The sequence below is a fragment of the Streptomyces sp. ICN903 genome, from assembly GCF_022015835.1.
Classification (GTDB): domain Bacteria; phylum Actinomycetota; class Actinomycetes; order Streptomycetales; family Streptomycetaceae; genus Streptomyces; species Streptomyces fenghuangensis.
Map to the genome: position 1 here is coordinate 1 of NZ_JAKMAY010000001.1, position 26,665 is coordinate 26,665.

Here is a 26,665-nt window from a genome sequence, read left to right on the forward strand (position 1 = left end):
GTACCCCCGCACCACTCCACCCGCACGACCCCACTCCGCGCCGCCCGCACCGGCCCGAAGAAGCGAAGGAAGACCACCCCATGCTGCGCATCGCCGTCCCCAACAAGGGTTCACTGTCCGAGCCTGCGTCGGCGATGCTCCATGAGGCCGGCTACAAGCAGCGCAAGGACCGCCGCGAGCTGGTCCTGGTGGACAGCGACAACGAGGTCGAGTTCTTCTTCCTCCGCCCCCGGGACATCGCCGTCTACGTGGGCTCCGGCAAGCTCGACATCGGCATCACCGGACGCGACCTGCTGCTGGACTCCGGGGCCGCCGCCGAGGAGATCCTCCAGCTCGGCTTCGCCGGCTCCACCTTCCGCTACGCCACCCGCCCCGGCACGGCGGGCGACGTCGGGGACTTCGGCGGCATGACCATCGCCACCTCCTTCCCCGGCCTGGTCGCCAAGCACCTGGCCGACAACGGGGTGGACGCCTCCGTCGTCCGCCTCGACGGCGCGGTGGAGACCGCCATCCAGCTCGGCGTCGCCGAGATCGTCGCCGACGTCGTCGAGACCGGCACCACGCTGCGCAACGCCGGACTGGAGATCATCGGCGAACCCATCCTGGAGTCCGAGGCCGTCGTCATCCGGCGCACCGGAGCCCCCGCCGACGACCCCAAGGTGCGGCAGTTCCTCCGCCGCATGCAGGGTGTCCTGGTGGCCCGGCGCTACGTGATGATGGACTACGACATCCGCGCCGAGAAGGTCGAGCAGGCCGTGGCCCTCACCCCGGGCCTGGAGTCGCCCACCATCTCGCCGCTGCACCACGAGGGCTGGGTCGCGGTGCGCTCCATGGTGCCCGCCGGGGAGGCCCAGCGGATCATGGACGACCTGTACGACCTGGGCGCCCGGGCGATCCTCACCACCGGCATCCACGCCTGCCGCCTCTGAGGCCGCCGGCACCCACCGAGGCATCGAAACAACCAGGCACCGACCCATCGGAGAGCGACGCACGTGCCCGCCCCCGCCCCCGAGCCCGGCGCAGACCCCGGCTCCGGCTCCGAACTGCCGGTGACCTTCCGGCCCGCCCGCACCCGCATCGTCCTGCTGTCGGTCGGCGTCGCGATCCTGGCCACCCTCACCACGGTCGCCATGATGCTGGAGAGCCTCGGCGCGGGGGAGCGGGCCTCCTTCGTCCTCACCGGCCTGCTGTTCCTCGGCGTCCTCGCCCTGCTCAGCCGTCCGAAGGTGGTCGCCGAGGAGAGCGGCGTCACGGTCGTCAACCTCACCACCGTCCGCCACCTGGAATGGGCGGAGATCATCAAGGTGAACCTCCGCCCCGGCGACCCCTGGGTCCTGCTCGACCTCGCCGACGGCACCACCCTGCCCGCCATGGGCATCCAGCCCGGCGTCGCCAAACAGCAGGCCATCCGGGACGCGAAGGCGCTGCGCGCGCTGGCCGAGCGCCACGGCACGGGGCCGTCCTCCAGCTGACCCGCCGACCTGCCGGCCCGCGGGGCGCGGACCGGCCCGGCCCGCGCCCCGCACCGCCCTGGAGCGCAGGTCAGGCGAACGAGGGGGGCTCGCGACGCGGCCCCTCGGGGCCCCGGCCGGACAGCACCTCACCGTAGGCCTGCATCAGATCCGGCAGCCGCAGCGTCGCCAGTTCCTCCCGGGAGGGCGTGCCCGGACAGTCCGACAGCCGCAGATCGCGGTAGGCGCAGGACTTCTCGTACAGGGTGCGCAGGAAGCGGCCGTTGCCCAGCTCGTCGATCCAGCCCTGGTCCACCACATGGCCGCTGATGCTGCGCAGCTCCTCCAGCGCCTCCTCGTCCCACACATCGCCGTTCTCCGCCGCCAGCACCTCGCCGATGGCCGTCAGCTCCGGCGGGCGGTAGCTGGGGAAGTCCACCCGGGTGGTGAAGCGCGATCCCAGGCCCGGGTTGGCGGCCAGCAGCCGGTCCATGCCCTCCGGATAACCCGCCAGGATCACCACCAGCCGGTCCCGGTTGTCCTCGGCGCGCTTGAGCAGCACCTGGAGCGCCTCGTCGCCGTACGCGTCGCCCTTGCCGTAGCCGGTGTTGGACAGGCTGTACGCCTCGTCCACGAAGAGCACCCCGCCCAGCGCGGAGTCGATCAGCTCGTTCGCCTTGACCGCCGTCTGGCCCAGGTACTCGCCCACCAGGTCGGAGCGCTGCGCCTCCACCAGATGGTCGCCGCCCAGCAGGCCCAGCGCGCAGAAGACCCGCCCCAGGATCCGCGCCACCGTCGTCTTCCCCGTCCCCGAGGGGCCGGAGAAAACGAAGTGCCGCTTGGGCGGCTGGACGGGCAGCCCCTGCTCGGCGCGGAGCCGCGCCATGTGCAGCTGCGCCGACAGCGCCCGCACCTGGCGCTTGACCGGCTCCAGGCCGACCATGCGCTCCAGCTCCCCCATCGCGCGGGCCAGCAGCACCGGATCGGCCGGCCCCGCCGGGAAGCGCCCGGCCGTCCCCCGGCTGCCGGAGGACCGCTCCCGAGCCCAGTCCGCCTCCACCGGCACGGGCCCGCTCAAGCCGCCGTCCGCAGCGCTCCCGCCGACCAGGCCCCCGGCGGCCGGGTCGGCGAGGTCCGCACCGTCGGCGGGCCACCCGCCACCGGCCGGCGGATCGTCCGGAAGACCGCCGAACGGCACGTCCCCCGTCCCGTCGGCACCGTCCACGACCGTCACGGCCGTCTCCGCCACCTCCGGCGCGTCGTCCAGCCCGTCGCCCTCGGCGATGGCGGTGAGCCGGGCGGCGGTGTCCATGAACGCCGGATCCACCCGGTACACCGCCCGGTACAGCGGCAGCGCCGCCGCGCTGCGCCCGGTGCCCTCCCGGGCCCGGGCCAGCCAGTAGCGCAGCTCCTTGCGCTGCGGCTGCTCGCTGCGGCAGCGCATCAGGGCGGCGGCCAGCAGCGGCTCGGCCTGCCCGTACATCTCCAGCCGCACCCGGGCCATGCCCGCGAACAGGCTCGCCTCCACACCCAGCAGCGGGTCGCCCACCAGCGGCTCGGTGTGCCGGACCAGCAGCTCCCAGTCCTTGGTGAGATAGGCGCGGCAGGCGTGCAGGAACCGCACCTGCGGGTCGGCCTCCACCGGCGGGCACTCGGCCAGCGCCCGGTCCAGATCCGCCACACGCCGGCCGTCCAGCCAGTGCGAGGCGTGCGCCAGCAGCAGGTCGCGCTCGGTCTCCAGTACCGGCTGCACCCACCAGCCCAGCCAGTACCAGGAGTTGAGGGCGCGGCCGTGCCGGGCGCGCTGCTCGCCGAAGCGGTGGCGGTGCTCGTGCATCCGCAGCAGCGCGGTGGCGGTGTCCACGCGCAGGGCGTGCAGCCCGAGCCAGGCGTCGGCCATGCCCGGGTCGATGCGCACGGCGGCGCGGAACTCCTCCTCGGCGTGGGTGTAGGAGCCCACGGTGTACGCGTCGACGCCGCGCAGCCAGGCGAGATCGGCGGGGGCCTGCGGACCGTGGACGTCCTGCGTGCCGTAGTCCCTCACATCCCCCACGAAACGTCCCCCGAAGGTATGCGCCGGGCGGTCACCCGACGGCGGCGGTGGTTCTCAACGGCGCTCAACGACCATGTTGCGAAAGGGAGTTGCCGCAGGCAGCAGGGCAGGACCCAAGCCGTCAGCGGCCTTTGGCATGGTACCCGCGCCCCGGTTTTGGTCGTAGACGGCGTATGAGCGGGCACGGGGCGGGCCGGAGGTGAGGCGGCCGGGCGCCGGCGAGCCGTCGGCAGGCGTACGGTGACGGACGGTGAGAACGCGCCGGAGCCCTCCGGGCGGGCCCCGACGGGATCCGGACAGGACGAAGCCCCCGATCACGGGGGAACAACCGGGGGCTTCGTGCGGGAACGGCCTGTGCAGGCCGCTCAGGGAGAACGTAGAACCGGGAACCGGGGCCGGTCAAGCCGGTGCGGGAGGGAACGTACGGACCGGTACGGTTGGAGCGCGCAGCGCTGACGCCGCGTCACCCACCGTAGCCTTCGGCGGACTTCCCCCGCCCGCCTCGCGGCCCCGGAAGCACCAGGTATCCCCGTGAGCACCGCCGTACCAGGAGATCGGCGTGGGGGAGGGTGGGATCGGCGGCGAAGTGCCGCCCCTCCGCGCGCTCCCAGCCGTCCCAGAAGCCCGCGAGCTCCGGCCCGTCCCTGCGCCGCCCCCGGGCCCAGGCCTCCTCGCGCGGTACTTCCAGCCATACGACACAGGCCAGACGGGGGCGCAGGGCACGGCGGCCCGCGCCGACCCCCTCCACCAGCACCACCGGCGCGGGCGGCAGCGTACGCGCCCCGCCGAACACCCGGCGCTCCCAGTCGTACACCTCGTACCGGGCCGGCTCCCCGCGCGAGAGGGGGGCGGCCACCTGCTCCAGAAAACGGCCGGTCCACCCGAACAGGGCGCCGTGGCTCGCCAGATCGTCCAGATGGAGCACCGGCACCCCGCCCAGCCGAGCCGCCAGGAGCCCGGCCAGCGTGCTCTTGCCGGACCCGGCGTGCCCGTCGACCGCCACCAGCCGCACCGGCCCGCACGACGGCGGCAGGCCGCGCAGCCGCCGGACGAGACCGGCCAGGCCGTCCGGACCGGCCGGGCCGTCCGGACCGGCCGGATCGGAGCAGGTACCGGGAATCACCGCTCCAGCCTACGGCCGGCCGGACAACGCCACTGGTCGACACCAATGTTTTCGGGTGTGCGGACCCCGCAGCACTGGCCCCGAAGATCCGGCGGCGGGAAGATGTGGACACTCCGCGGTGCGTCCGCGGCACCACCACGCCGCCGCCGTATCGGCGCAGCACCCACGCGCGACACCACACGCGCACCGACTCACGGAAGGACCGGGGTACCCACCGCCATGACCGACAGCAGACCGGCCACCCGCCGCACCGTACTCGCCGCCGTCGCCACCGCGGCGACCGCCGCCATCGCCTCCTCGGCCACCGCCTCCCCGCTCCCCACGGCGGCCGCCCCGGGCGGCCGTCGCCGCGCGAAGGACTCCACCGTGGACTACCACGGCTGGACCTCCGTCGCCGACTGGCGCTCCGGCACCGGACAGGGCACCCGCGTGGCGGCCGGCCGCCGCCCCGGCATCGCCATCGCCGCCCCCGCGGGCACCACCGACTACACCGACCCGCACACCGGGCGCACCGCCGCCTGGGAGTACGCCGTGTGGACCTCGCCCGCCCACCGCCTGCCGGTGCCCGCGAGCGAACTCGTCGCCTCCTGGAACGCCCACACCCCGGCCGGCACCTGGATCCGTGTCGAGATGCGGGGCACCTACACCGACGGCACCGACACCCCCTGGTACACCCTGGGCGTCTGGGCCGCCGGCGACGAGGACATCCGCCGCACCTCCGTGGACGACCAGGGCGACGGCAAGTCCAGCGTCTGGACCGACACCTTCGCCATCGACGACACCTCCACCGGCCTGCGCCTGGCCGCCTACCGGCTGCGCGCCACCCTCCACCGCGCCCTGGGCACCGACGCGACCCCGGTGGTCTGGCGCCTGGGCGCCATGGGCTCCGACGTCCCCGCCCGCTTCGAGGTCCCGGCCTCCGCGCCGGGCGTGGCCGCGGGCGTCGAGCTGGACGTCCCGCGCTACTCGCAGAACACCCACATCGGCCAGTACCCGGAGTACGACAACGGTGGCGAGGCGTGGTGCAGCCCCACCTCCACGCAGATGATCATCGAGTACTGGGGCCGCAAGCCCACCGCCGAGGACCTGTCCTGGGTCAACCCCGACTACGCCGACCCCCAGGTCTGCCACGCCGCCCGCTTCACCTACGACTACCAGTACTCCGGCTGCGGCAACTGGCCGTTCAACACCGCCTACGCGGCCACCTACCGCGACATGCAGGGCATCGTCACCCGCCTGGACTCCCTCGCGGACGCCGAGCTCCTGATCCGCGCCAGCATCCCCCTGATCACCTCCCAGTCCTTCATGGAGTCCGAACTCGACGGCGCGGGCTACGGCACCGCGGGCCACCTGATGACCGTCATCGGCTTCACGGAGGACGGCGACGTCATCGCCAACGACCCGGCCAGCGACAGCAACGAGGCCGTCCGTCACGTCTACAAGCGCCGGCAGTTCGAGAACATCTGGCTGCGCACCAAGCGCTACAACGAGAAAGGCCAGGTCAGAAGCGGTACGGGAGGCATCTGCTACATCCTCTTCCCGGCAAAGTCAGCACCGAGTCAGCACCGCGCGCTGCGCGCGCTCGGCATCCGCTGATCCGGTGCCGTCGAAGACGGCCCCGAGCACCTGTCGGCAGCGCTCGCTGCCGTCGGCGGTGAGGTGGCCGTAGCGGTCCGCCGTGACCCTGATGGAGGCGTGCCCCATCCACCGCGACACCTCGTGGAGGGGAACACCGCTACCCAGGGTCACGGTGGCCCACTTGTGCCGCAGGTCGTGCGGATTGTATTCCCGGATTCCCAGCCGCCGGATCGCACGGTCCCACGACTTGCGGAACAGATCCGGATAGGGCATTCCGCCGTCGTTGTTCCGGACGGGCAGCCGGTCGACGACGGAATTCAGCTTCCCGGGAGCCGGGATATCACGCCACTCGCCTTCCTTCCGGTGCTTGAGAGGCGCATAGCGGGCCACGTATTTACCCGAAGCGTCCTTCACGCGTATCACCTGCCGGCGCAGTCGTAAGACCCCATCGGAGATGTCCTCGGGGAAAACCCCGAGGGATTCTCCGATCCGCACTCCGCAGCAGGCCATGAGCCAGACGGCGGGCTCCAGTCGGGGGCCGATCTCCTTCGCGAGGGCGGTTATCTCCGCAAGGCTGGGAAGGCTGCGCTCGTCCACCCGCAGCACGGGACTGTCCAGCTTCTCGGCCTCCCGCACGGGATTGGCGGGGATCCTCCGGTGCCGCACCGCGTGTGAGAACAGCCCGGACAGGACGATGCGGCGGGACTGGACCGTGCTGAGCGCCGTCCCCGCCTGCCGCCACCGCGCGTACAGGCCCTCCACATCCGCCGCGGTGACCTGGGCCAGTGTCCTGCGGCCCAGGTGGGGGAGGATATGGAGCCGCAGGATGCGCTCGTAGGCCTCCGCGGTGCCCGGGGCCATGCTCTTCGACTCCAGCCACTCCTGCGCGTACTGGCGCAGGGACACCTTCCCGGCGTCCGGGTCGATGTAGAGGTTCTCCCGCTTGTCGTTCTCCACCTTCGCGGCGAAGGCGAGGGCATCCTTCTTCCGGCCGAAGGCCTTCTCGCGCTGCCGCGCTGTCCTCCCTCCAGGCTCCCGGTAGCGCACCCGCCACCGTTTGCCGTCGTATCCCGGCCCTTTGTCGATGATCTGCGCCAAAATCTCACCTTCCATGCGTTCTGCTTCCGCAGAGGAATCCTGCGGAAGCGCGGTACGCCGTGGTGAGTGATGTTATGGATCTTCCCGGCCGCGCCAAATCGGCGAGTATTCAAGTGAACTGACGGCAGGGGGAGCCCCTCCAGGTGCTCCTTTGTCGGTTGCATGTCCGGGAGAAGTCGTTATGAGCCGCCCGCCCGCATAGTTGGTCCCGATGTTTGGGGGCAGTCGGCGAGCGTGCGTAGGTATATGGCTTTTGATGCATTTTGCGCTTCTCCGGGATGGTTGGCCTCTGCGTGTCTCGTCAGCGTCGTTCGGTGAGCCCGGGAGCAGAAGGTTTGAACGCTGCATGTCGCAGGCCGGGAGCGACTACGCTTATCCGGCGTCCACGCCTCTCGGCGGGCTGGCGCGCGGGCGTAAGTAGGGAGCGCTGAGCAGCAGATGACGGGGATGCCCGAGCGGATCGGTCGGTACGCCGTGGCCAAGGAACTGGGCTCGGGAGGTATGGGAGAGGTGTACCTCGCCTATACCCCGGGCGGTGATCCGGTGGCGGTGAAGCTGATCCGGAGCGACAAGCTGGATCCCCTCACAAGAGCGCGGTTCGAGAAGGAAGCGCTGATAGCGCGCACCGTGATCGGTACCAACCGGGTGGCCCGCTTCCTGGACGCCGATCCGTTCGCGGACCGTCCCTGGCTCGCCATGGAGTACGTGGCCGGGCGCACGCTCCTGGCGTGCGTGGACGAGGACGGCGTCCTCCCCGTGCCGATGGTTGCCAGCCTCGGGGCGCTGCTTGCGGAGGGGCTGAGCGCCGTGCATGCGGCGGAGCTGCTTCACCGGGACCTGAAGCCCCAGAACGTGATCATGGGCAAGGAAGGCCCCATGATCATCGACTTCGGCCTCGGCGCGTTCATGGACGCGGCGAAGGAGTCCCTGTCGCACAGCGGCATGATCGTCGGAACCGTGCGCTGCATGCCGCCGGAACAGGCGAGCGGACACCCGAAGGTGACGCCGGCAGCGGATGTGTACGCCCTGGGCACCGTGCTGCTGTACGCGGCGGCTCGCCACTATCCGTACGACGGCGCGGCATGGGAAGCCGTCGCCGTGCAGGTGGCGAACCCCGACATCGGTCCGGACCTGAGCGGTGTGCCGGAACAGCTCAAGCCGCTGATCGCTTCGATGCTCGCCTACGCGCCGGAAGACCGGCCGACGCTGGACGTCGTGACCAACGAGTGCGCGAAGCTACTGAAAGCCGCCGGTCTGTCACCGGCCGACGCGCGACTCGCGCTGATCGAGCGAACGACGGTCAATGGCATTCCGGACGCGGTCGAGCAGCCCTTGTCGCCATCCTTCGAGAAGCTGCTTGAAGATCAGGCCAAGATCACTAGTGGCGCGAACCAGGGCTCGCCCCTCGACGGGCCGGTAATGGATGCGGGGACCGTCGAGCCGGAGTCGGAAGACGCGGGGCAGGACGAGTCGGCACCGGATTCCGGCGGACCGACCGCGTCTCCGAAGGCAAGGTCGACAGCGCGGTCCACAGGTGGGCGGCCGCCCGCGTCGAAGCGAGTGGCGGATGAGCTACGGGCGCAGTACGCAGTAGGCGCCACGCTGTGACGACCAGGCAGTCAGTGCCTGGTGAGAAGCTTGGCGGACGGATGCGCGAGACGGCTCTGAGGCTGTCTGTGCGCTACGTAAAGTGAAGTGGCGGGGGCGCGCCGTGAGCAAGAGTTCGGAGCGAATGTTGGGCGTCGAGTCGGGGGCAGTGAACGGCCGAAGCGAAGAGATGGGGGGCAACGGGGAGCCTGGCGCAGGCCCGTCGGAGGGGCGGCTGCCGGAATCGGGCGGGTACGCGCCGGGCGCGCAGGTCCTGATCCGTGACGAGCTGTGGCTCGTGCGCAAGTGCACGCCCACCGAGCATGACGGGTGGATGCTCGAGGTCATCGGCATCTCGCCGTTCGTCCGTGACATGGACGCCACCTTCTACGACCGGCTGGACGTCGTGCAGGAGCTGGACCCGCGGAAGACCGAGCTGGTACCGGACGACTCGCCGAACCACCGCAGGTCCCGGCTCTTCCTCGAGGCGATCATGCGGAAGACGTATCTGCCGCAGACCGAGCACGGGCTGGCGCTGGCGGACAACTTCCTCATGGACCAGCAGGTCCACCAGCTGCGGCCGGCGGAGCTGGCATTGTCGATGAAGAATCCGCAGCCGCGGATACTGATCGCGGACGTGGTGGGCCTCGGCAAGACGCTGGAAATTGGAGTACTCCTTGCGGAGCTGATCCGACGCGGGCGCGGCGAACGGATCCTGGTGGTCACGCCGCAGCATGTCCTGGAGCAGTTTCAGCGTGAGCTGTGGACCAGGTTCGGGATCCCGCTGGTGCGCCTGGACTCGACCGGTATCCAGCGAGTGCAGCGGGAGATCCCCGCGGGGCGCAACCCGTTCGCGTACTTCAAGCGCGTGATCATCTCCGTGGACACGCTCAAGAGTGACGTGTACGCGCACCACCTGGAGCACACCGACTGGGATGCCGTCGTCATCGACGAGTCCCACAACCTCGTCAACCGCGGAACGAAGAACAACGCGCTGGCCCGGCTGCTGGCCCGCAGGACCGATGCGCTCGTGCTGGCCTCGGCCACCCCGCACAACGGCGACGCCGCCTCGTTCGCCGAACTGATCAGGATGCTGGACGAGGCCGCGATCGCCAACCCGACCCAGTACGACGTGGAGGACCTCAAGCACCTCTACATCCGGCGTACGAAGACCTCCCCCGAGGTGCGGGAGGCGATCAAGGATGAGATGTGGAAGGACCGCGGTCCGTCCAAGCCCATCCACGTTCCGGCCACGGAGAGGGAACTCGCGGTCTTCAAGGAACTGGCCACGCGCTGGATTCCCGCCGATCCGTCGACGCCGTCGGTGAGCAGACACCAGCTCGTCCCGTACCGGCTGCTGAAGTCGTTCCTGTCCTCGCACAAGGCCCTGCTGGAGACGGTCAAGACCCGGATCGGCACCCTCGACACCCCGCCGGCCGACAAGCCTAAGAACGGTGCCAAGCGTCAGACACGGCCCGAGGACCCGGCAGTGCGCGAAGCGGCCCGGAAGACAGAACGGGCTGCGTTGGTCGATCTGCAGCACCTTGCCGAGCAGATCGAGGACCGGGACTCGGCGAAGCTCACAGCGCTGGTGGACGAACTGCGCGCCATGGGGGTCGGGCCGGGCTCCGACACCCGGGTCGTGGTGTTCTCCGAAAGCATCCCCACTCTGAAGTGGCTGGCCGAGACCGTTCCGGCCGCACTCGGCTTCAAGCGCACGGCCAGTCCGGACGAGAAGAAGCCGTGGCTGGGATTCGGGGGCGCGGCGCAGGTCATGCACGGAGAAGCCACCACGGACCAGGAGCAGCAGGAGATCGTCGAGAAGTTCGGGCTGCGCGACGACCCGGTACGCATCCTGTTCACCGGAGATGTCGCCTCCGAAGGCGTCAACCTGCATCAGCAGTGCAACCTGCTGATCCACTACGACCTGCCCTGGTCCCTGATCCGCATCGAGCAGCGCAACGGTCGTATCGACCGGTACGGACAGAAGCGGCGGCCCGAGTTCCGCGCGCTGACCCTCACCAGCGACATTCCGTGGCGCACGGACGAGACGACCGGGCAGCCGCGCACCTTGGACGACCGGCTGGTGGGGGAGAAGCTCCTCAAGCGTGAGGAGGAGGCCCACAAGATCGAAGGATCGGCCGAGGCCGTCACCGGCCTGTACCGGGCCAAAGAGGAGGAGAACCGCCTCACCCAGGACCTGATCGCCGGCCGCACGGTCGAGGAGTCCCTCAAACAGTCCCGGCAGGGTGGAGCCGCCTTCCTTGCTGGCATCCTCGGCCAGGTGGGCGCGGTCCACGAACATCCCGAGGTCGCCCGAGCGGTCGTGCCGAAGCTATTCCGCTCCACGGCCGACTACTTCGACGAGGCACTGTGGCAGATCTGCCGCCCCAACCCCGAGGACATGCTGTCCCTGCGCCACGACGACGACGGCACCATCGCCTTCGAACCCCCGCGGGACCTGCTGTACCGGCTCAAGGCGCTCCCGAGGTCCTACCTGGACGAGCAGCAGATCATGCCGCGCAAGAAGCAGCCGGCACGCATGCGCGTCACCTTCTCCAAGAAGCTCGCCGGCAAGCGTTTGGAAGCGGCACGGGAGACCACCGAATCCCAGTGGCCGAACGTCTCCTACGTCACCGACATCCACCCCGTCCTGGACTGGGTCACGGACAAGGTGCTGGTCGAGATCGGCCGACACAAGGCCCCCGTACTCGCCGCCGCGGTCGACAGCCCGACGTACCTGGTCCAGGGCATCTACTCCAACGCACTGGGCAAGCCGACCGTCGTCGAGTGGATGGCCGTCTCCCAGCTCCCCGGCAACCCCGTCGTGGAGAAGCTGACCACGGACGTGCTGGAGCGCTACGGCGTCGGCCCGGACATGCCCGGCCGCGCCACGCCTCGAGACCTTCCCGGCCTCAGCGCGCTCGTGCCCGACGCGATCGATGCTGCTCAGCTTCATCTCATCGCCCTTGAGGCCGAGTACCGCAAGCAGATCGACGAGACCCTCGCCCCCTACCGCAAGCGGGTCGCCGAGTGGCGACAAGAAGCCCTGTTCGCCACTGCCCGCCCGAAGGAAGCGGAACTCGACCGAACCGCCGAGCGGCTGCTGAGACTGGCCAAGTCCCTGGAGACGGCCAGCGAACCGATGCTGCGACTGCTGGCCGTTCTCGAACCGCACACCGGCCGCTGAAGGAGGCACTGAAAGATGAGCACCGCATTCGACTCCTTCACCAACCGTGGCGAATACCTCTCCGCGCACTACTTCGCCGAACAACTCGGCAACGACCTGAAGAAGGGCCTCTTCGCCACCTGGGCCCTGCGCGAAGGCGACGAGAACGACCCTCGTAGAACCCCACGCGAACTGCTGCGCACCCTGCGCACCCCGTACCTCGCCGAGGACATGCGCAGCTACTTCGCCAAGCACGCCCAGGCGGACGCCGAGGACGAAGCGCGTCTCAACACGTACAACAATCCCGAGTGGACCAAGCGGCTCGTGGAGTGGCACCAGATGGTCCTGCGCGCCCTCGGCTACGACACCTCCCCGGCCGAACTGACAGTCCACCGTGCCGGGCGAGACCACACCCTGCCCGTCGCCTACCACGGCCATGGCGTCATCGCCCTCGACTGCGGCTGGTCCACCGACAACGACTCCGCCCTCAACGCGGACGGCGCCGGACAACTGCTCCAGCCATTCCACGTCAGCGCGAGCGAGTCGTACGAGACAGGCGCGGCCCTGGCCTCCTGGCTGTTCCAGAGCGAACTCGGCGAAGAGGGCGGTCCTCACCCCCGCTTCATCCTGCTCCTGTGCGGCGGCGTGCTGGTGCTCGCCGACCGCCATGCCTGGAACGAGGGCCGCTACCTCGCGGTCAACCTCGACACCGCACTAGAACGCAACGATCGCACCCAGCAGGGTGAACTCGCCATCATTGCCGCCCTGTTCAGCCTGGACATGCTCCGCCCCGGCGAGAACGACACCAGCCGCGCGATCGACGCCCTACTGAAGTCCTCCAGCGACAACGCGGCCGGTGTCTCCGGCGAACTGCGCTACGGCCTGCAGCGATCGGTCGAGATCATCGCCAACGAAGTCCTGCACCGGATGGCCGAGCCGCGGAACAACGTCACCCCGGCCGACATCGAAAGCACCAAGATTCCCTTCGCGCGGGAACTCACCCGCGAAGCACTGCGCTACCTCTACCGCATCCTCTTCCTGCTCTACGCGGAAGCCCGCCCCGAACTCGGCATCCTCCCCGCCGACGACGGTTCGTACGAAGCCGGCTACTCCATGGCCCGCCTGCGGGAACTCGTGACCCGCGACGAGGAACTCGTCGACGAGGAGGCCAAGAACGGCTTCCACCTCTACGAGTCCCTCGACGTCCTGTTCAACAAGGTCAACTTCGGCCACCGCCCGTACGGCACCGAGCCCGACGACGACCATCCCGGCGACGACGAGGAGACCCGCAAGGCCAAGGCGGCCCGCCGCAGCGAGGGCCGCGGGCTGCGCTTCGAACCACTGCGCAGCGAACTCTTCGAACCCACCGCCATCCGCCTCATCGGCACAGGCGTCCTTGACCCGCGCTGCGACGAGGACAACGATCCCCGCTGGCTCGACCTGCGGCTGCGCAACGAAGCACTCCACGAGGTACTGCGCCTGCTGACCATGAAGAAAGGCAGACGTGGCGAACGTGGCGGCTTCATCTCCTACCGCAACCTGGGCATCAACCAACTCGGCGCCGTCTACGAAGGGCTGATGTCCTACACCGGCATCATCGCCGAGGAAGAACTGTGCGAGGTGGCACGCGGCGGCGACCCGGAGCAGGGATCCTGGCTCATTCCCTCCCACAAGCAGGACCAGTACCCCGACGCGGCCCTCGTCCACTACGACGAGAACGACGCCCGCAAGGGCCTGCGCGGCGTGAAGAAGTACGAGAAGGGATCCTTCGTCTACCGGCTCGCCGGCCGTGAACGTGAGACCTCTGCCTCGTACTACACCCCCGAGTCCCTGACCAAGGTCACCGTCGAACTCGCCCTCAAGCACCGCCTCGACCAGAAGAAGGACGAGAACGGCAACGTCATCAAGACCCGGGCCTCCGAACTGCTGAAGTACAAGATCTGCGAGCCGGCGCTCGGCTCCGGCGCGTTCCTCAACGAGGCCATCAACCAGGTCGCCGACGAGTACCTGCGCCGCCGCCAGGAAGAACTCGGCATCACCATCCCCACGGCCGACGCGATCACCGAGAAGCAGAAGGTCAAGGCGTACATCGCCCTGCACAACGCCTACGGCGTCGACCTCAACGACACGGCGGTCGAGCTGGCCGAGGTGTCGCTGTGGCTCAACACCATGCACCCCGGCATGCGTGCTCCCTGGTTCGGCCTCCACCTGCGCCGCGGCAACTCGCTCATCGGCGCGCGTCGCGCGGTGTTCGCGGGCGACGACGTGGTGAGCAAGGACAAGGCGTGGCTGAAGGCGAAGGGCGCCCTCGCGCCGACTCCGCTGCCGTTCCTCAGAGACGGCGAGCCGCAGCCGCTGCCCAACGAAGCCATCCACCAGTTCCTGCTGCCGAGCCCGGGCTGGGCAGCGGTCACGGGCTCGAAGGAGGCCAAGGAACTCGCCAAGGGCGATGTGGAGCGGCTGGCCGTCTGGAAGAAGGGCATCCTCCAGCGGCCCCAGCGCAGCACGGCACACCTCAACAAGGACGGCACTCCCAAGCTCAACCCCAAGACCAAGCAGCCCAAGCCGGAGGCCCGCTCGCAGTTCACGCGGCTGCGGGACGCCGCCCGGAGGGCCGAATTCCTCTGGTCCGCCGTCGTCAAGCGCATGGAGCTCTCCGAGCGGGAGATCGCGCGCCGCATCGACGTATGGCAGGCCGATCCCACAGATCCCGAGTACGCCTTCCTCCAGCACCCCGATCAGGCGGTGCCCAAGGAGAAGGTCCTGGAAGACCTTTTCAACGCCGTCGACACCCCGTACTGGCGGCTGAAGGCCGTCATGGACGCTTGGTGCGCCCTGTGGTTCTGGCCTGCCGACAAGGCCGGACTGCTGGACGGCACCGACAGCGAGTACACGACACCAGCCGTGGTCAGCGACGCGGACGACCTCAGCGAGGTGCTTGGCGGGATACCGCTGACAGGAGAACAGCTCGACGATGAGAAAGCCGCTCTCGAAGCTCCGGCCGTTCCGGCTCCGCGCCCGGCGCCGCGGTTCGTCGAAGCCAAGGCACTGTTCGCGCTGGGGCCTGAGCAGGCCTCCTTCGAAGATCTTGAGCTGAGCGCAGATGACGAAGGAGTCGTGGAACTGCAGAAGGTCGGGCAGGCAAGGGCGAAGAAAGCTGCGACGAAACCACAGGAGCAGGAACGGCGGCGGGTCGTCCCGCTCAAGGACCTCGAGGACTGGCTGGAGTTCCTGGAAGCCATGCTGGGCAGGGCCGATGTGCCCGACGGCAACACCCTCATCGACAGCTTCGAGAGCCTCGCCGACCTGAAGGGCTTCGAAGAGACCCTCCCCGGCTTCATGGTCATGGACGCTGGCAACCCGGAAGACCGTTTCCCGTGGCTCAGGGAGGTCCGGGACATCTCCAAAAAGCAGGGCTTTCTGCACTGGGAGTTGGAGTTTGCCTATGTCTTCGCGCGGGGTGGCGGATTTGACCTCCAGGTGGGTAACCCGCCGTGGGTGCGGCCCCGTTGGGACGAGTCCTCTGTTCTCGCAGAGCACGAGCCGTGGTTCGAGCTGGAGGCCAAGGCTTCCACGACGGATAAGGAACGACGACGCCGAGAGGTTCTGGATTCCTCAGCGGCGTACCAGTATGTGCTCAACGAGCTGACGAACACGAGCGCGCAGGTCGCAGTGTTTGGCTCCCCGCAGATGTACCCGCTGCTGGTGGGAACCCAGCCGGACTTGTATCGGGCATTTATGTCTCAGGTGTGGGCGCACACGTCTACGGACGGAACTGCTGGAATGGTTCACCCGGACACGCACTTCACGGGGGACAAGGAGGGGGCGCTCCGAGAATCAGCATATCGGCGGCTTCGGGTTCACGGAGACTTCGTCAATGCTGGACAGCGGTTCTTCCCCGAACCAGTTGGCCATACCGCTCACTTTGGTGTGCATATCTACGGAAAGTCAGGAAATATCTGCTTCGACCACTTGTCCTGGCTGGTCTCTGTAGATGCGCTGCGGTACTCCGCACAACACGACGGCTCAGGCGAGGTGCCGGGTGTTCGGTACCGCAATGGGGAGTTCGACGAGCGGCCGCACAGGACACGGGTTGTGCGGGTAGACAGGAAGCAACTGACCGTCTGGCAGCGGCTGCTGGATGAGGACGATCAGCCGGAGGAGCAGGCTCGACTGCTGTTCCCGGTGAGTGCGGCGGAGGCGGCGGCGATCGAGGCCTTGGCGGGTTATCCGGTGCGGCTTGGGGTTCTGGGACCGCAGATCTCGCCGGGGTACCACGAGAGCGGCGCCAAGAAGGGCAACCTGATCGACTACAACCGCTCCGACCCCAGCACGGGGCAGGAGTATCAGCCGGACCGCTGGCGTCGGGTGATTCTCAAGGGCACGCAGCTCAGCGTCGCCACGCCGGTGTTCAAGCGGCATGACGCGAACAGCAACGACCCTTACGGTGCGGATCTCGTTGCCCTACCACCGGACTTCGTGCCAGACACGGCCTACGTACGGGTGCCCGGCAGGAACCAGGCATACCTGCGCGAGCAGGATCGGTGGATTGACCACAGTGCCCTCACACGGCTGCGGGCAAGCGAAAAGGAGATCACCCGTACCCGGCGCAAGATCGCGAACGACCAGCGCATCCCCGAGGAACAGGTTACGGACGAGCAGGTCGGCGCCGCATTGGTAAAGCGGGCCCGGCGGCGGTATGTCGCTTTCCAGCGGCTTGCCTGGCGCCGTCAGGTCGCTCCGAACACAGAACGGGCCTTGTACGCCGCTCTCGTTCCACCGGGCACGGCACACATTGATGCCGTACACAGCCTGGCGATGCCCGATAACCGTCTTACCGCGCTGGTCGCAGGGTTCTGGGCTTCGCTACCGTTGGACTACTTCCTTCGGGCTACTGGCCGGGGTGACATGCGTGTCGCTGGTGCCAAGGCCATGCCCGCCCCTACCTCCGGCCATCCCCTGGCTTCCGCCCTCCTCCTCCGGACCCTTCGCCTCAACTGCCTCACCCGTGCCTACGCCGACCTCTGGGCCGAGCTGTATGACCCTGCGTGGCTCGACCGGGAACGCTGGGCTTATAAATGGCCTGACCTGCAGCCCCTGCACGACGTGACCCCCGACTGGCGCCCCGAAACCCCCCTCCGCACCGAGCGGGCCCGCCGGTCGGCCCTCGTCGAAATTGATGCCCTTGTAGCCGTCTGGCTCGGCATGGGCGCCGACGCGCTGATCGCCGCGTACCGAGGGCGTTTCCCCGTGCTCCAGAAGTACGAGGCCGTGACCTGGTTCGACGCCAACGGCTGGAAGCTCGCGGGCAACGCGCGCACGATCGGGCAGCGGCAGACCAAGGAGACGTGGAAGCAGTTCGAGGCGTACCGGGCCGCACCGGACAAGGCACCTGTGCCCGAGGGCTATACGCCGCCCTTCTACAAGGCGGACCGCGAAAAGGAAATGCGCGAGGCGCACGCCGTCTTCAAGAAGCGGCTGGATGAAGCGATCGCCCGTGGCGAGTGGGACCCGGTGAAGCAGGAGGTGCCGAAGCCGTGAGGCCGACGATTCAGGCGCGGGGGCTCAAGGAGAGCCTGCTGCAGTATCTGTCAACGACGTACGCGCTCAGCGATGAGGGTGCGCGCGAGGCGCTGCACCGGTTCCTCGGGGACGAGACGTCGGGGATGTTCCGGGGACCGTACCTGCGGATCCGTGCCCCCTTCACCACGGCCGACGACGGGTGGCGCGAGCATCTGGAGTGGCGGCGGGAGGGCTTCACGCCGTACGCGCATCAGGCGGTCGCCTTCGCTCGGCTGACTTCCGCCAACGGGCACACACCACAGCCGACCCTCATCACCACGGGTACGGGCTCGGGCAAGACGGAGTCGTTCCTGTACCCGGTGCTCGACCACTGCCGCCGTGAGCGTGAGGCGGGGAAGGCCGGCGTCAAGGCGGTGTTCCTGTACCCGATGAACGCGCTCGCGACCGACCAGGCGCAGCGCATCAACGAGCTGCTCACACAGAACAGCGAGCTGGGCAAGGTGTGGGCCGGGCTGTACATCGGGGACCGGACGGCGACGCAGTACGAGAAGGTGCGCACCCGGCGGATCGACATGCAGCTGTCGCCACCGGACATCCTGATCACCAACTACAAGATGCTCGACCTCCTGCTGCAGCGTGAGGAAGACGCCCCGCTGTGGCAGGAGTCGGACATTCGGTACATCGTGGTGGACGAGTTCCACACCTACGACGGCGCGCAGGGCACCGACGTGGCGATGCTGCTGCGACGGCTTGCCTCCGCGGTCGGGGCGTCCGAGAAGGGGCGTCCGCTGGGACGTATCTGTCCGGTGGCGACTTCGGCGACGCTCGCCTCGGGAACGGACGAGGACGGGAAGGCGCGCCTGCTGGAGGTGGCGACCGACGTTTTCGGCATGGACTTTACGCCCGAGTCGATCGTCGGGGAGAACCGGCTGTCGGTGGAGGAGTTCATCCCGCTCACCGAAGTGAGGATGCAGGGGTTGCCGACCCCTGACGAACTACTCGCACTGCCCGACCCGGCCTCCTCCGAGGAAGCACTGCTCGATCTCATCGAGGCCGTGACCGGAGTCAGGGACGCGGACCCGTTCCGGCTGGGGGAGAACCTGAAGCGGCACCTGTTCACCCGGGCGGTCATGCAGGCACTGGACGGCGAGGTGAAGACCAGCGCCGAGGTGCTGGATCTGATGTGGCGGGCAGGCGCGGCGGGCTGGGCGGAGGCGGTGGCCCGGCAGCCGGAGAAGGCGGCCGAGGCGCTGGCCCGGTTCGTGGCGCTGATGTCGTACGCACGCGATCCGAAGTCGACGCCGGAGGAACCGCGCCCGTTCGTACACGTTGAGGTGCACCAGTGGGCCCGCTCGGTGTCCCGGCTGCTGCGCGGCGTCCTGCCATGGCCGAAGGCCGAGTTCCGCTGGGACGTGGCCGGGACGGCGGACGCGAGCGCCACGGATGGTGAACGTGTGGTGCCGGTGACGACAGCGACGTCCGGGCAAAGCGCCAACCTCTTCCTGCCGGCCATCTACTGCCGTGCCTGCGGACGGTCGGGCTGGGCCGTGTTCTCGCCGGAGAGCGACGACCACGACGTCCAGTTCGACACGTTCAAGATCCGGCGCGCCTCGCTCGGACAGGACAGGGCACGGGTGCGGAACCTGATAGCGGCGACCGATCAGCAGGCGCGGGAAGGTTCCGGTGCGGCGCCGATGTCGGCCGGCGGTCGGGGCGCCGGCGGCAGCACGACCGGACAGGGCGCCGGCGGGATACTGATGGTGCTGGACGGAGCACGCAAGCGGCTCCGGCTGCCCGACCCGCTCAACGACTACGACAAGGACACCGGAGAGCCGCGGCTGACGGCCCGCGACTCGGCGTTCGTCCTGGTCCACTTCGGTGGCACGGTGGCCAACACCGCGGCCCGGGAGGACTGGTGCCCGGCATGCGGTGAGCGCAACGCGATCCGCTACCTGGGCACCGGGTCGGCGGCGATGGCCGCGGCGTCGATCACGCAGCTGTTCACGGGCGGTGAGCTCGACAAGGAGCTGCACGAGGACAAGACGCTGATGTTCAACGACTCGGTGCAGGATGCCGCGCACCGGGCCGGGTTCGTCGCCAACCGTTCGTACACCTTCTCGCTGCGGGCCCTGCTGGCCGAGCATCTGCGCCACGACGAGCCGACCGCGCTCAACGACCTCATCGCCGACGTGGTCGAGGCCACCACGGACAAGGACACCCTCGCCGCGGTGGTGCCGCCGGACCTGCACGTGTACAAGGGGGTCGAGCGGCTGCTGTCCGGTGAGGGACGGGGCGGCAGCATGCCGGTGTGGCGGTTGATCGGGCAGCGGCTCGTCTTCGAGACGCTGATGGAGTTCGGGTTCCGCTCCCGCAACGGACGCACCCTGGAACTGACCCGGACCGCCGCCGCGCACGTGCGCATCGACGACCCGGCGGCCGTGGTGGCGCTGGTGAAACGGATCCACGAGGAGTGCGTCCGCGACGGAGTGCCGCTGGTCGCCCAGGACGACGCCCGCTACCTGGCGCTCGTACGGGTCTTCCTGGAACGGCTGCGTACCCGGGGCGCGGTCGCCCACAAGTGGCTCGACAAGTACATCGACGAAGCCGGCACCAGCCGGTACTTCATCTGGGGCAAGCGAGCCCCCGGTATGCGCGCCTTCCCCAAGCGGGTCGCGGCCCCGGTGTTCCTGCTGAGCAGCCCCAAGAACGGCAGCGAGTTCGACTTCGCCACCGGCCGGCTGTCGTGGTACGAACGGTGGGCGACACGCTGCCTGGACCTGCCGCGGGAGATGGCGCCGGAATTCTGGACCCGGCTGCTGCCCGAGCTGTCCGCACTGGGGCTGCTGTCGGTACGGACCCCGCGCGACACCTCGCTGCGCGTCTACGGCCTCAAGCCCGGCAACGTCGAGGCGCAGCTGCTGGACGACGAGCAGGTGAGGCATGCGTACGTGCGCTGCCGGGTGTGCTTCTGGGAGCAGACGGTCCACCCCTCGCTGCTGGACCAGTGGCATGAGCAGCCCTGCCCCTCCTACCGGTGCCGCAATGGCCGCCTGGTGGCCGGCGACCGGCCCGAAGGTCTGGGAGTGCACCACCGCGACCGCGACTACACCCAGGACTACTACCGACGCCTGTACCGCGGAGCGGGCACCTATCAGGTGGTCACCGCCGAACACACCGGCATGCTCACCCGCCCGCAGCGCGAGCGGGTGGAGAACGCCTTCAAACGGCGCGAGGGCTTCAAAGACCCCAATGTGCTGTCCTGTACCCCAACCCTGGAGATGGGCATCGACATCGGTGACCTATCGGCGGTGGTGCTGGCCGCGCTGCCACGCCGGCCGGCCTCGTACGCCCAACAGGTGGGGCGGGCCGGACGCCGCACGGGCAATGCCTTCCTCCTGACGATCCCGGACCGCAGGCGCCGCGACCTGTACTTCCTGGAGCGGCCCAAGGACCTGATCGCCGGCACCATCGTGCCGCCGGGCTGCTACCTGTCGGCCGTCGAAATCCTGCGCCGTCAGTACCTGGCCCATCTGCTGGACCTCGCCGCCGCCGGACGGCTGGTGCGTCCGGACGGCACCGCGCTGCGCGCCCTGCCGCGCAAGGCGCCCTGGCTATTCGGACCGTCGGGCTACCTGGCAGACCTGGTGGAGCTGGCCATCTCCCAGGGGGAGGAGCTGGTCGAGGGGTTCCTGGAGCTGTTCCCCACCGGGGTCAGCGACCAGGCCAGGGGAGACCTGCGTCAGTACGCCACACACGAACTGCGCGGCAAGGTCGAAGAAGCCGAGCGGGAGTGGTTCCGCGCCCAGCGGGCACTGCGGGCCCGGCTGAAGGAGATCGACGAGGCCCACGACGAACTGCACGACTCCGACCCCGACCAGGCACGGCAGAAGGCCGAACTGGACGCCGAGCGACGCGGCGTCGGGCGACGCCTGATGAACCTGGGCGAGACCCCGGCACAGACCGCGCTGTGCGACCTCGGCCTGCTGCCCAACTACGCGCTGATCGACTCCACCACTGTCCTGTCGGCGACCCTGTACGGCGAGAACGAGACGGACCCGACGAAGTACACCTCCGACACCTACGCCTACGAGCGGCCCCGGCGTCTCGCGCTGGAGGAGCTGGCACCGGGCAACACCTTCTACGTCAACGGCTACAAGCATCAGATCAGCGGCATCGAGATCGCGACCGGCGGCCGACAGGAATGGCGCACCTGGCGGGTGTGCCCCGGCTGCGGCTACGTCCGAACCGAGAACGCCGCCGAGGACCGCTCACCGTGCCCGCGCTGCAAGACCTCCCACATCGCGGACGACGGCTCCTGCCTGTTCCAGATCGTCGAACCCGCCACCGTCACCTCGCGCGACAAGCGGGAGGACGCCCGGATCCGCGATGACAAGGACGATCGCGACCGCCGCTTCTACCGGGTCGTGGATGCGGTGGACATCCCACTGGATGACATCGAGCCCGGTTCCTGGCGCCACAAGGAGCAGACGTTCGGCGTCGACTACTGTCGCCGCGCCATGATCCGCCGCATCAACATCGGACCGGTCCGCTTCGACTCCCGTGACCGTGACGACTTCGCCGGACAGCGCGTACGTCTCAACCCGTTCCACGTGTGCACGGCGTGCGGAGCGGCGAGTGCCGACGGACAGCCGGTCTTCGACCACGACACCGACGAGCTGGACTCCCTGACCGCCCGCAGCGGGCAGCTCAAACACCATCGTCCGTGGTGCCCGCTGCGCCGCGGCAAGAAGACCGACGCCCGCGAGGAGCCGGTGTTGCTCGCCCACCAGTTGCAGACCGAGGCACTGCGCGTGCTGATCCCGGCCGCGACCGCGGACGTCGACGCCAAGGTGCACTCCTTCCGGGCCGCACTGAGGCTCGGCGTGGACCTGCACTTCGGCGGCGACCCGCAGCACCTGGACACCACCGTGGCGTCCATGCCGGACACCGACAGCGGCGAGCGCCGCTGGTTCCTGGTGCTCTTCGACTCGCTGCCCGGCGGCACCGGTTACCTGGACCGGCTCACCAAACCGGAAGCCTTCCGCGACACGCTCATGGCGGCGTACGAGATGCTCAAGGAGTGCCCGTGCGCCGAAGAACAGCGCCGGGCCTGCCACCGCTGCCTGCACCGCTACACCCCGGAGCCCTTCCAGGACATCGTCTCGCGACGGCAGGCGCTGACCATGCTGGAGTCCCTGCTGTTCACCAAGGACGGTGAGGACGGCTGGGAGACCACCGAGGTCGAGCACACCGGGCTGGTGGGCTTGGACTCCCAGGTGGAGTCTGACTTGGAAGCACGTTTCCTGGCCGTCCTGCGCGACTGGGTGAAGGTCACCGACGACGCCTCCCTCGACGAGGACGGTCACGCCAGCGGGCATCTGCGCTTCACCGGCGACTCCAGCGACTCCGACGTGGTCCACTGGAGGCTGACCGCGCAACAGCAACTCCGAGGTACCGTCAGCGACTTCACCTTCACCCGCGTCGACGGCCCGGCTCAGAGCGTGAAGGTCTACCTCGAGGGCTTCCGCTTCCACGCCAGCCGCGAGCACAACCAAATCGCCGCCGACGCGGCCAAGCGCACCCGCCTGCGCGCCGAAGGAGAGATCGTCTTCCAGATCACCTGGGCGGACATCGACCTGTTCGAGCAGAGCCCCACACGCGCCAAGCCCGTCTGGCCGCCGTACCGGGCCACGGCCCAGGAACAGGCCAAGACCGCTTACGAACAGTACGGCGGGCAACGAGCGCACTTCGCCGGCGCCGTCTTCGCCAACCCCATCGACACCCTGATCGCCTACCTGCGCGACCCGGATCCCGAGCGCTGGGCCCGCCGGGCCCGCGCGCTCGTCACCGGGCTCACCACCCAGCCGGGCACCACCCAGGTCGCCGCGACCGGACGCCGCAGTGAACTCGTCGCCGCCCTGCGCGACCAACTGGCGACCTTCTCCCCGGCCAAGCGTCACGACAAGCCGGTCGTGCCGGACACGGCCGGCATCGGTCCCGTGCACGTCTTCCGCGCCCAGGACGACACCGAGCTGCCGATCGTGTTCGCCCTGGACGCCGCCGATCCCGAGAACCTGAAGTGGACCGCGCTCACCGTCCTAGACGACAGTGACGCCGTCCTGGACACGGATGAGCACAAGGAACGCTGGCGGGCTTGGTTGTACTGGACCAACCTCACCCAGTTCCTGTCCCTGGCCGGCGGTGACGGCGTCCAACTCGCCACCAGCAAGGCCGCCGAATTCGAGGTCGAAGTCCTCGCGGTCTGCGGAGGACTCGGCGAACTCGACTCGCTCATCGGCATGCCCGCCCCTGCCGAGGCCGAGGCACCCGTCACCCAGGTCAAGCCCGTCGACCCGGCCCCGGGCCACGCCACCGCGGCGGAAGTCACCGTGGCCCAGATGCTGCGCGACGCCGCCTGGGATGAAGAGATCCTGGAGATCCTGCGCGAAGAACCCGACGAGTCACCGGACCTGCTCCGCCTCGCCGAGATCCTGGCCGACCGCGGCAAGATCGCGCCCGTCTTCGGCCACGAACTGGGCATCAGTCGCTGGCAGGCCGACTTCGCCTGGCACACTCACGGCATCAAGATCGCAGTGGTCTCCACCCACCAGAGTGAGGACGACGACGAAGCGCAGCGACGCGACGCCGCGTACGTCGAGGACGGCTGGACCATCCGTACCGCCACCGAATGGCTTGCCCACCTCGACGAACTGCTCGACCAGCTCCCCGACACGGAAGAAGGAGCCGCCCGATGACCGCACGGCTCAGCCTGTACCGCAAAGCCGAAGAGGAGCTGTACAAGCTCGATCGCTCGGTCAAAGCCCAGTTCTACGACTTCTGCCACAACTTCCGGAACAACCCCGACCTGCCGGGGCTGAGGAAGAAGAAGCTCAAGGGAGACTCCCGCATCTACTCGGCCCGCGTCAACCAGGACTACCGGGCCCTCCTCACCCCCACCGGGGTCGACGCGGACGGCACCGAGAGCTGGCTGGTCATCGCCGTCCGTCACCGCAAGGACGTCTACGAAGAGCTCCAGGTGGCCGTCAACCGGGTGACCGGCGAGATCGAGTTCGTCGACCTTGCCGTCGTCGGCGACAGCGCCCTGCGCAGGGCCGGCATCACCCTCACCCCGGCCGAGCCGGACAAGCAGGCCCCCCAGGCCGCTCCCGAGCCGGAGCCCGAACCCGCGGCGTCGCCGCTGCTGGCTGCCTACGACGCCGACCAGTTGCGCGAGCTCGGCGTCGCCGAGCAGCTGATCGAGCTGGCGCTCGCCGTGACCACCAGCGACGAACTCGACCAGCTCGTCGAGGGCGCTCCTCTGCTCTCGAAGGACGTCCTGTACGGCCTCGCCGCCGGGATGAGCATCGACGAAGTACGCAAGGAGATCACCGCGCCGGTCGAACTCGACCGGCGTCCAGACCCCGAGGACTTCGCCGCGGCCCTCACCCGGACCAAGGTGACCACGGTCGACGACGCCGTCCGCACGGTTATCGAAGAGGGCGACTTCCGTGCCTGGAAGGTATTCCTCCACCCCACGCAGGAACGCATCGTCCACCGCCACTACAACGGCCCCGCCCGCGTCTCCGGCGGTCCCGGCACCGGCAAGACCATCGTTGCCCTGCACCGCGTCAAGCACCTTGCCGAGCAACTGCCACCCGGCCGTAACAAGCCGATCCTGCTGACCACTTTCACCAAGAACCTCACCACCGACCTGCGCCTGCGGCTTGCCTCCCTTGTCAAACCCGAACTCCTGGCCCGCGTCGAGATCGCCCACATCGACCAGCTCGCCGCCCGTGTCCTCGGCGAGAACACCGTCCCAGGACGCGGCAAGCAGCGTGTCTACGATCACGTGGCCTTGAACGAGATGCGCCAGCTGCTGGCTGAACTCGATGACCGGCGCTTCGAGCCGGAGTTCCTCTTCGAAGAATGGGAGCAGGTCATCCTCGGCCAGTCCGTTGCCACCCGTTCCGAGTACTTCAAGGCTCGCCGGGCCGGCCGCGGTCGGGCACTGACCCGCCCCGAGCGCGCGCGCATCTGGAAACTCATCGAACAATTCGCCGCCCGCCTCGACAAACTCGGAGTGGAAACCTGGGGCCAGGCCGCCGAGCGCGCGGCCCGCTTCGAGATCGAACGCGCCGCGAAGATCATGGCTCGCCGCGAGTACAAGGAAGAGGTCGGTGGGAAGGACCTCATCCACCGCGACAACAGCTCCGGCATGCGCTACCTCGGCTACCGCTACCGGCACATCGTCGTCGACGAGGCACAGGACCTGCGTCCCGCGCACTGGAAGATGCTGCGCGCCATGGCCGACCCGGACCTGCCCAATGACATGTTCATCGCCGGCGATACCCACCAGCGCATCTACGACCACCAGGTCGCCCTGGGAGCGCTGGGCGTCAACATCCGCGGTCGTGCCTCCCGTCTGACCCTCAGCTACCGCACGACCAAGGAGATCCTCGCCGAGGCCCTCCGCGTCGTGGAACCGAAGAACAAAAGCGCAAAGGTCGTCTACGACGACCTCGACGACGGCACCGACACCCTCGCCGGATACCGGTCTGTCCTTCACGGCCCCAAGCCCGACTTCATCCGCTACGACACCTGGGACGATGAACTCGCCGGGCTCGCCGCCACGTTGAAAGCCTGGCGTGAGGAGTTGTCCACCGACGACAGCGGCGCCCCCCGCGACCCCGGCGGCCGCATCGCCGTATGCGTCGCAGACCGGGACATGGTCAGCCAAGCCATGTACTACCTGGCCACCAAGGCGGGTATCACCTGCGCCGAACTCACCAAGGAAGGCCCCAAGGGCGACGGTGAAGTCCACGTCGGCACCATGCACCGCTTCAAGGGTCTCGAATACCAGCGTCTCGCCATCGTCGGAGCCAGCGACGGCATTATCCCGCGTACCAGCGTCATCGAGCGTTACCGCACCGAGGACCCGCCCCGGTACGAGCGCGAGCAGCGCAAGGCGCGCTCCCTGCTGTTCGTCGCGTCCACTCGTGCCCGCGACGCCTTGACCGTCAGCTGGCACGGCAAGCCCAGTCCGTACCTCCCGGTATGAGGCACTGGTGCTCCGGTGCTGTGAG

At 68.9% G+C, this 26,665-nt stretch carries 11 protein-coding genes; 8 read left to right on the top strand and 3 right to left on the bottom strand.

Annotation, left to right across the window (positions count from 1 at the left end; translation table 11 throughout):
* The first annotated feature begins 80 nt into the window (after positions 1-80).
* Together hisG and L7D48_RS00010 are read left to right on the top strand one after the other, a co-directional pair.
* Positions 81-929 carry an ATP phosphoribosyltransferase gene (hisG, locus tag L7D48_RS00005; protein WP_237875847.1) on the top strand — a complete coding sequence of 283 codons (849 nt, stop codon included), beginning with the start codon at positions 81-83 and terminating at the stop codon, positions 927-929.
* Between the two features lie 63 nt (positions 930-992).
* Positions 993-1,472 (top strand): PH domain-containing protein, encoded by a 480-nt coding sequence (locus tag L7D48_RS00010; RefSeq protein ID WP_237875748.1) that lies wholly within the window; start codon positions 993-995, stop codon positions 1,470-1,472.
* Positions 1,473-1,542: 70 nt separating this feature from the next.
* Here L7D48_RS00010 and L7D48_RS00015 read toward each other — a convergent pair whose 3' ends face one another.
* Both L7D48_RS00015 and L7D48_RS00020 read right to left on the bottom strand, forming a co-directional pair.
* Entirely contained in the window at positions 1,543-3,504 is a 1,962-nt protein-coding gene (locus tag L7D48_RS00015; RefSeq protein ID WP_237875750.1) for an AAA family ATPase, read from the bottom strand.
* Positions 3,505-3,967: 463 nt separating this feature from the next.
* The gene (locus L7D48_RS00020) at positions 3,968-4,567 is read right to left on the bottom strand and encodes a uridine kinase (RefSeq protein ID WP_237875849.1); all 600 of its coding nucleotides are present in this window, start codon (positions 4,565-4,567) and stop codon (positions 3,968-3,970) included.
* 279 nt (positions 4,568-4,846) lie between these two features.
* Between L7D48_RS00020 and L7D48_RS00025 the strand changes: the two genes are divergently transcribed.
* Positions 4,847-6,223 (top strand): peptidase C39 family protein, encoded by a 1,377-nt coding sequence (locus L7D48_RS00025; protein ID WP_237875752.1) that lies wholly within the window; start codon positions 4,847-4,849, stop codon positions 6,221-6,223.
* On the opposite strand, the gene L7D48_RS00030 is transcribed toward L7D48_RS00025, so the two are convergent.
* A complete protein-coding gene (locus tag L7D48_RS00030; RefSeq protein ID WP_237875755.1) occupies positions 6,176-7,318 on the bottom strand; it encodes a site-specific integrase in 1,143 nt (380 codons plus the stop codon). The genes L7D48_RS00025 and L7D48_RS00030 overlap by 48 nt on opposite strands.
* A 432-nt stretch (positions 7,319-7,750) precedes the next feature.
* Between L7D48_RS00030 and L7D48_RS00035 the strand changes: the two genes are divergently transcribed.
* From L7D48_RS00035 to L7D48_RS00055, 5 genes are all read left to right on the top strand, one after another.
* A complete protein-coding gene (locus L7D48_RS00035) occupies positions 7,751-8,911 on the top strand; it encodes a serine/threonine-protein kinase (protein WP_237875757.1) in 1,161 nt (386 codons plus the stop codon).
* Positions 8,912-9,080: 169 nt separating this feature from the next.
* The gene (locus tag L7D48_RS00040; RefSeq protein ID WP_237875759.1) at positions 9,081-12,080 is read left to right on the top strand and encodes a DEAD/DEAH box helicase; all 3,000 of its coding nucleotides are present in this window, start codon (positions 9,081-9,083) and stop codon (positions 12,078-12,080) included.
* Between the two features lie 15 nt (positions 12,081-12,095).
* The gene (locus tag L7D48_RS00045; protein WP_237875760.1) at positions 12,096-17,600 is read left to right on the top strand and encodes a DNA methyltransferase; all 5,505 of its coding nucleotides are present in this window, start codon (positions 12,096-12,098) and stop codon (positions 17,598-17,600) included.
* Positions 17,597-24,337: a DEAD/DEAH box helicase gene (locus L7D48_RS00050; RefSeq protein ID WP_237875762.1), complete on the top strand. Its 6,741-nt coding sequence runs from the start codon at positions 17,597-17,599 to the stop codon at positions 24,335-24,337. The genes L7D48_RS00045 and L7D48_RS00050 overlap by 4 nt, the downstream gene beginning before the upstream one ends.
* Positions 24,334-26,640 (top strand): UvrD-helicase domain-containing protein, encoded by a 2,307-nt coding sequence (locus L7D48_RS00055; RefSeq protein WP_237875764.1) that lies wholly within the window; start codon positions 24,334-24,336, stop codon positions 26,638-26,640. Before L7D48_RS00050 ends, L7D48_RS00055 begins: the two co-directional genes overlap by 4 nt.
* The last annotated feature ends 25 nt before the right edge of the window (positions 26,641-26,665 follow it).